Annotated in this window: 7 protein-coding genes; 4 read left to right on the top strand and 3 right to left on the bottom strand. The window is 68.7% G+C overall.

What is annotated here, in order from left to right:
• The first annotated feature begins 345 nt into the window (after positions 1 to 345).
• Genes M9979_RS14520 through M9979_RS14510 form a run of 3 tightly spaced genes read left to right on the top strand, consistent with a single transcriptional unit; the run spans position 346 to position 2,806 of the window.
• On the top strand, positions 346 to 1,359 hold the full coding sequence (locus tag M9979_RS14520) for an adenosine deaminase (protein WP_254290072.1): 1,014 nt from the start codon (positions 346 to 348) through the stop codon (positions 1,357 to 1,359).
• Positions 1,359 to 1,874, top strand: a complete 516-nt coding sequence (locus tag M9979_RS14515) for a phosphoribosyltransferase (protein ID WP_254290071.1) — start codon at positions 1,359 to 1,361, stop codon at positions 1,872 to 1,874. The genes M9979_RS14520 and M9979_RS14515 overlap by 1 nt, the downstream gene beginning before the upstream one ends.
• The gene (locus tag M9979_RS14510) at positions 1,871 to 2,806 is read left to right on the top strand and encodes an AEC family transporter (protein WP_254290070.1); all 936 of its coding nucleotides are present in this window, start codon (positions 1,871 to 1,873) and stop codon (positions 2,804 to 2,806) included. Before M9979_RS14515 ends, M9979_RS14510 begins: the two co-directional genes overlap by 4 nt.
• Positions 2,807 to 2,978: 172 nt before the next feature.
• Here M9979_RS14510 and murA read toward each other — a convergent pair whose 3' ends face one another.
• Positions 2,979 to 4,262, bottom strand: a complete 1,284-nt coding sequence (gene murA, locus M9979_RS14505; protein WP_254290069.1) for a UDP-N-acetylglucosamine 1-carboxyvinyltransferase — start codon at positions 4,260 to 4,262, stop codon at positions 2,979 to 2,981.
• Between the two features lie 131 nt (positions 4,263 to 4,393).
• On the opposite strand from murA, the gene M9979_RS14500 reads away from it, so the two are divergent.
• Entirely contained in the window at positions 4,394 to 5,125 is a 732-nt protein-coding gene (locus tag M9979_RS14500; protein WP_254290068.1) for a Crp/Fnr family transcriptional regulator, read from the top strand.
• Between the two features lie 4 nt (positions 5,126 to 5,129).
• Here M9979_RS14500 and clpS read toward each other — a convergent pair whose 3' ends face one another.
• Positions 5,130 to 5,468: an ATP-dependent Clp protease adapter ClpS gene (gene clpS, locus M9979_RS14495; protein ID WP_254290081.1), complete on the bottom strand. Its 339-nt coding sequence runs from the start codon at positions 5,466 to 5,468 to the stop codon at positions 5,130 to 5,132.
• Positions 5,469 to 5,844: 376 nt separating this feature from the next.
• Positions 5,845 to 6,579: a phasin family protein gene (locus tag M9979_RS14490; RefSeq protein WP_254290067.1), complete on the bottom strand. Its 735-nt coding sequence runs from the start codon at positions 6,577 to 6,579 to the stop codon at positions 5,845 to 5,847.
• Positions 6,580 to 6,602 lie beyond the last annotated feature (23 nt).

The raw sequence follows: 6,602 nt of genomic DNA, 5'->3' as shown, positions 1-6,602 counted from the left end.
AGGCGCCGGCAAAAATCACAAACAAGCCCTCACCGCCTGCGCACGGAAACTCCTCATCTACGCCAACACCGTCCTCGCCAGACAAGCCGAATGGATGCCCGCATCATAATGGTTGCTGAGCCTATCGAAGGGCTGGTTTCCGCAAGCCACGCCCTCACCTGAGGATAGGTGTGCTTCGACAGGCTCAGCACGAACGGATTTGGGCGTTCACGCGAAGACGCGAAGAGGGTCACGTCCCTGGCGACGGCTGAGCGCCCCGCAAGCGAGACACCTTTGCGTCTTCGCGCCTTCGCGTGAACCAACACCGCCGCTTGCCCCGATGCTGCAATGCCGCGATGATGGGCCATGTCTGATCTCGACGCCTTCATCGCCGGCCTGCCCAAGGCGGAGCTCCACCTCCACATCGAAGGCACGCTGGAGCCCGAGCTGATGTTCGCGCTGGCGCAGCGTAACGGCGTCGCGATCCCCTTCGCCACCGTCGAGGAGGTGCGCGCCGCGTACAGCTTCAGCCGGTTGCAGGATTTCCTGGACATCTATTATCAGGGCGCCAACGTCCTGCTGACGCGCGCGGATTTCCGCGACCTCGCCATTGCCTATTTCGATCGTGCCGCCGCCGACGGCGTCGTCCATGCCGAGATCATGTTCGATCCGCAGACGCATACCGCGCGCGGCGTCGCCTTCGAGACGGTCCTCACCGGATTGATGGACGGAATCGCCGACGCGGAAGCGCGGCACGGGATGAGCGTGAAGCTGATCCTCTGCTTCCTGCGCCACCTCGACGAGGCGGATGCGTTCGCGACGCTGGAAGCGGCGGGTCCGTGGCTGGAGCATATCACCGCGGTCGGGCTCGATTCGTCGGAGCTCGGCCATCCGCCCGAGAAATTCGCGCGCGTCTTCGCCGCGGCGCGCGCGGCGGGCCTGCGGCTGGTCGCACATGCCGGCGAGGAGGGGCCGCCGGAGTATGTGCATCAGGCGCTGGACGTGCTCGGTATCGACCGGCTCGACCATGGCAACCGCAGTCTCGAGGACCCAGTGCTCACCGCGCGGCTGGCGCGCATGGGCATGACGCTGACCGTCTGTCCGCTCTCCAATCTCAAGCTCTGCGTCGTCGACGACATGGCCGACCACCCGATCGACCGGATGCTGCGCGAAGGGCTGCGCGCGACGATCAATTCGGACGATCCCGCCTATTTCGGCGGCTATGTCGCGGACAATTACCGTGCCGCCGCGGCCGCGCGCGGACTCGATCGTGACGACCTCGCGCTGCTCGCGCGCAACAGCTTCCTCGGCTCGTTCCTGCCCGACGAGGCGGTCGCGGCGCATTGCGCGACGCTTGACGCCTTCGTGGCGGCGCGGTGATGCCCGTCTTCGCCGCCATCTCGCACGAGGATTTCGTCGCCGCCGTCGCCACGCTGCGCGACCGGATCGCCGCGGCGGACTGGACGCCCGATTTCCTGATCGGTATCGGCCGCGGTGGCCTGACGCCGGCGGTCTACCTCAGCCATGCCGCGGGGCTGCCGATGCTGTCGGTCGATCATTCGAGCCAGGTCAGGGATTTCGCCGACGACGCGCTCGTCCGCCTCGCCGCGCGCACCCGCGCCGGCGAACGGCTGTTGTTCCTCGACGACATCAACGATTCGGGGCGGACGATCGCATACATCCGCCGCGCGCTCGCCACGGCGGGGGCGGAAGCCGGCGGCATCCGCTTCGCGACGCTGATCGACAACGTCAGCTCGGCCGAGCGCGTCGATTATGCCGCGCGGGTCATCGACCGGCGCGAGACCAAGGACTGGTTCGTCTTCCCGTGGGAAGCGGTGGCACCGGCGCAGAGCCTCGCCGCCGACGCCGCCGAGGTGCCCGACCGAATCGCGTGACCGTTCTCGCCACCATCCTGCCGATCTTCGCGCTGATCCTGGCAGGGTTTGTTTTTGCGCGCGCACGCGGCCTCGGCGACGAGACGGTGCGCATCCTCAATACCTATGTCGTCTGGCTGGCGCTACCCGCGCTATTGTTCGATTTCGTCGCGGAGGCCGACTGGGCGACGCTGGCGCAGCCGCGGTTCACGCTGGTGTTCGCGACCGGCATGCTGGCGACGTTCGGCCTGTCCTATTGGGCGAGCCCGCGGATCGCCAGCGCGCCGCGCAGCATGACGCGGCGCGCGCTCGATGCGCTGACCGCCAGCTATGCCAACACCGCCTATATGGGCATCCCGATCGCGCACGGGCTGCTGGGCGAGCAGGGACTCGCGGCGGCGGTGATCGCGTCGCTGCTGACCGTATGCGCGCTCTTCGCCTTTGCGGTGATGTGGGTGGAGGTCGATTTGGACCGCGGCGGCAGCCGGTCGGCGATGGTCGCGCGGGTCGGCGGGTCGGTGCTGCGCAACCCGATCGTCGCGGCGCCGGTCGCGGGGGCCATGTGGGCGCTCACCGGGTTCGCCATGCCGGAGGCGGCGACGGCGTTCCTCACGATGCTGGGGGGATCGGCGACGCCGGTGGCGCTGGTGACGATCGGCGTGTTCCTGGCGCAGCGGCGCGGGCGTGGGGCACGCACGGAGCTGGGCTTCGCGGTGGCGTGCAAGCTGCTGGTGCAGCCGCTGGTGACGCTCGCCGCGCTCGCGGTGCTGCCGCTGACCCGGCCCTATGCCGCCGCCGCGCTCATCATCGCGGCGCTGCCGACGGGGACGGGGCCGTTCATGGTGGCGGAGCTGTACCGTCAGGAGGTGATGCTGACGTCGCGGGCGATCCTGGTGTCGACGTTGCTGTCGCTGGTCACCGTCAGCGCGGTGGCGTGGTGGGCGTTGGGATAGTGGGACGCTTCCACCCACACTCCGTCACCCCGGACTTGTTCCGGGGTCCACTCTGCGGCGAGGCATGGGGCTTGAGGCTCAAACCCAACGCTTGCGGCACGGTGGACCCCGGAACAAGTCCGGGGTGACGAAGGGCTTGGGGCGAGGTTGGACGCACCTCTACCGGAGCGGTTTACCCGTCGCTTGCGCGCTCGATATCGGCCCCCACCGCCGACAGCTTCTCCTCCAGCCGCTCGTAACCGCGGTCGAGGTGATAGACGCGGGCGACCGACGTCTCGCCCTCCGCCGCCAACCCTGCGAGGATCAGGCTCATCGAAGCGCGCAGGTCGGTCGCCATCACCGGTGCGCCGACGAGGCGATCGACGCCCTTGACCAGCGCGGTGCGGCCGTGGACCTGGATGTCCGCCCCCATCCGCGCGAGCTCGGGGACGTGCATGTAGCGGTTCTCGAAGATCGTCTCGGTCAGCACGCTGGTGCCGTCCGCCTTGCATAGCATCGCCATGAACTGCGCCTGCATGTCGGTGGCGAAGCCGGGATAGGGCGCGGTCGACAGCGTCACCGGGCCGAGCGGCGCGGTCGCCTCGACCTTCACGCCGTCCTTCGTCTCGGTGACGGTGACGCCTGCCTCGCGCAGGCCGTCGATCGTCGCCTGCAGATCGGCGACGCTCGCGCCGACCAGCTCAAGACAGCCGCCGGTGATCGCCGCGGCGCAGGCATAGCTGCCCGCCTCGATCCGGTCGGGCATCACCGCATAGGTCGCGCCGTGCAGGCGGTCGACGCCCTCGATCTCCAGCGTGTCGGTGCCGATGCCCGCGATCCGCGCGCCCATCGCGACGAGGCAGTTGCACAGGTCGACGATCTCCGGCTCGCGCGCGGCATTCTCGATCACGCTGCTGCCCTTCGCCAGCACCGCCGCCATCACGACGTTCTCGGTCGCGCCGACCGAGACCACCGGGAAGCGATAGCGCCCGCCCGCCAGCCGCCCGCCGGGCGCGGTTGCCTTGACGTAGCCCGCCGCCATTTCCAGTTCGGCGCCGATCGCCTCGAGCGCCTTCAGGTGCAGGTCGATCGGCCGGTTGCCGATCGCGCAGCCGCCGGGCAGCGACACCGTCGCCTCGCCCGCGCGCGCCAGCACGGGGCCCAATACGAGGATCGACGCGCGCATCTTGCGGACGATGTCGTACGGCGCTTCGGTACTGGTCAGCTGGCCGGCACGGATCGTCATCACCCGCCCGAAATCCTCGGGCCGCGTGCCCTGGATCGCGGTCGATGCGCCCAATTGGTTGAGCAGATGCCCGAAGCCGTCGACATCGGCGAGCCGCGGCAGATTGCGCAGCGTCAGCGGTTCGTCGGTCAGCAGCGCGCACGGCATCAGCGTCAGCGCGGCGTTCTTCGCGCCGGAGATCGGTAGGCGGCCCGACAGGCGGTGGCCGCCACGGATGAGGATACGGTCCATGATCCCGCGTCTAACGCCCCGTGCCGCGGGTGCAAGGCGCCATTCCGTCGGGCGTCATTGATCGACTTTAATGCAGGCGATTCGGGCATTTGCTTACCACCCCCGCAACGAACCTGGGGGAATAGGACCGCGTGGCCAGCTGCCTCGCCGAGCGTCTCGGCGAATTGATCGACCTGTCGGCGAACGAACGGGCATCACTCGACAGGTTGGCACAGCGCGAGCGCCTGCTCCGCCGTGGCGCGGTGCTGCTGCGCGAGCGCGACCCGTTGGGCGAGCTGTTCGTCGTCCAGCGTGGCACGCTGATGAGCTACGTCATCCTGCCCGACGGCAGCCGCCAGATCCTGCGCTTCCTGTTCCGCGGCGACGCCATCGCGATGGCCGGGCTCGTCTATCGCAGCTCGCCCGAGACGGTGATCGCGCTGACCGAATGCGCGGTCGCGCCGCTCGAGCGCGCGGCGGTCGCGGCGCTGGCGGTCGAGCATCCGCGCCTGTCCGCGCTGCTGATCGCGATCGACCAGATGGAACGCGTCGCGCTGACCGATCGGCTCGCGGGGCTCGGCCGGACGTCGGCGAAGGCGCGCGTCGCGGCGCTGCTGATCGAATTGCGCAACCGCATGCGCTCGATCGACCGGCAGATCGACGGCACCTTCTCGCCCGGCCTGACGCAGGAGGAGATGGGCGATGCCACCGGCCTGACCGCGGTCCACGTCAACCGCATGCTGCGCCAGTTGCAGGACGAGGGGCTGATCGCGCGCGACGGCGGCCGCTTCACGCTGCTCGACCAACCCGCGCTCGCACGCACCGCCTATCATATCGACCGGACGGCGGGGCTCGACCTCAGCTGGCTGCCCGCACCGCGCTAAACGCTCAGGCCTTTTCCAGCGTGCATTGCAGCGGGTGCTGGTTCTGGCGGGCGAAGTCCATCACCTGCCCGACCTTGGTCTCCGCGACCTCATAGGAAAAGACGCCGCAGACGCCGACGCCCTTCTGGTGGACGTGCAGCATCACCCGCGTCGCCTCTTCCATGTTCATGCGGAAGAAGCGCTGCAGGCACAGCACGACGAATTCCATCGGCGTGTAATCGTCGTTGAGCATCAGCACGCGATACGGCGTCGGCTGTTTGGTACGCACGCGCGTCTTGGTGGCAAGGCCGGTGCCCGTGCCATCGTTGCCGTCGTCCGTGCCGTCGTCGCGGCGGTCGGCCATGGTGATCGGTTCAGCTGTCATGTGGATCGGCGAAATATGGCATCCGGGGCCATCGGGGCAAGGGCCGAACGACGAAAAGCGCGATGGGGAGTGGGGGAAGTCCTTCTTCCAGCAGGGAAGGCAGGATTGTCGCACCGGATCGCATGACTCGCCGCCCGGAATCCCTCGTCACCCCGGACTTGTTCCGGGGTCCACCGCGCCGCATGCGTCGGACAAGAGGCGCGAGCCTTAAGCTCGCCGAACCGTGGCCCCCGGAACAAGTCCGGGGTGACGAAGGACGGGAGGAAACCGCGCCGCGACAAGCCCCCGCCGCCGCCACAACGAAAAAGGGGCGGCCGCATCGCTGCGACCGCCTCCTTATCCGGCAGGCCGACGCTTACGCGGCGACCTTCAGCTTCTCGGCGGCGAGCGCGACGCGGTTCGACAGCGGCTGCGCGACTTCACCGGCGAGCTTCAGCAGCGTCTCGGTGTTGCGCGAGCTCTGCTGGACCAGCGCATCGAAAGCCGAGCGGACATAGTCCGACTGGAACTTGAGGAACTCGGTCGGCGACTTGACCGAGGTCATCGTCTTGGCGGCGACGGTCGCCTCCTCGAACGACTTCTTGGCATATGCGGCGGCTTCCTGGCCGAGCGCCTCGAGACCGCGCGCGGCGATCTTCGACGATTCGACCAGCGCCTCGATGTTGCCCTTGCCGAACTCGTTGGCGTCTTCGAACACCTTCTGGCTCTTCGCGACGGCGCCCTTCGCCTGGTTCGTCGCATCGGCGAACGCGGTCTGGGCCTTGGCGGTGACGTTTTCGATCGTTTCCATGATGGTTTCCTTCGCTGCGATGGGAGTGATCGGCGCCGGCGTGTCCGCAAGCGGAGCCGCGACGATCGGGTCGGGAACAGGCGCGGGTTCGGGTGCCGCGACGACGGGCGCGGGCGGAGCGACCGGGGCGGGTGCCGCCGGCAGCGCGGCCTGGACCACGGGTGCGGGCCTCACCGCGGGGGCCGGCTTCCTGCCGGTCGGCTTGGTTCCGGGCAGCTGGGGCGCGGCGGCGACGTCGCGCACGGGACGGCCACCCTTGACGGGCTTGACCGGTGGTTTGGCGACCGTGTCGTCCAACATTCCTACTCCCAGCTATTATGCTG

It is taken from the genome of Sphingomonas liriopis (assembly GCF_024211255.1).
Classification (GTDB): domain Bacteria; phylum Pseudomonadota; class Alphaproteobacteria; order Sphingomonadales; family Sphingomonadaceae; genus Sphingomonas; species Sphingomonas liriopis.
Note: the sequence above shows the minus strand (reverse complement) of the source record. Positions and strands in the feature narration are given on the sequence as shown.

Bases quoted from the DNA above. Each gene is read 5' to 3' on its own strand.
- M9979_RS14520 (WP_254290072.1), top strand. From the start codon at position 346: ATGTCTGATCTCGACGCCTTCATCGCCGGCCTGCCCAAGGCGGAGCTC.
- M9979_RS14490 (WP_254290067.1), bottom strand. From the start codon at position 6,579: ATGTTGGACGACACGGTCGCCAAACCACCGGTCAAGCCCGTCAAGGGT.
- M9979_RS14515 (WP_254290071.1), top strand. From the start codon at position 1,359: ATGCCCGTCTTCGCCGCCATCTCGCACGAGGATTTCGTCGCCGCCGTC.
- clpS (WP_254290081.1), bottom strand. From the start codon at position 5,468: ATGGCCGACCGCCGCGACGACGGCACGGACGACGGCAACGATGGCACG.
- murA (WP_254290069.1), bottom strand. From the start codon at position 4,262: ATGGACCGTATCCTCATCCGTGGCGGCCACCGCCTGTCGGGCCGCCTA.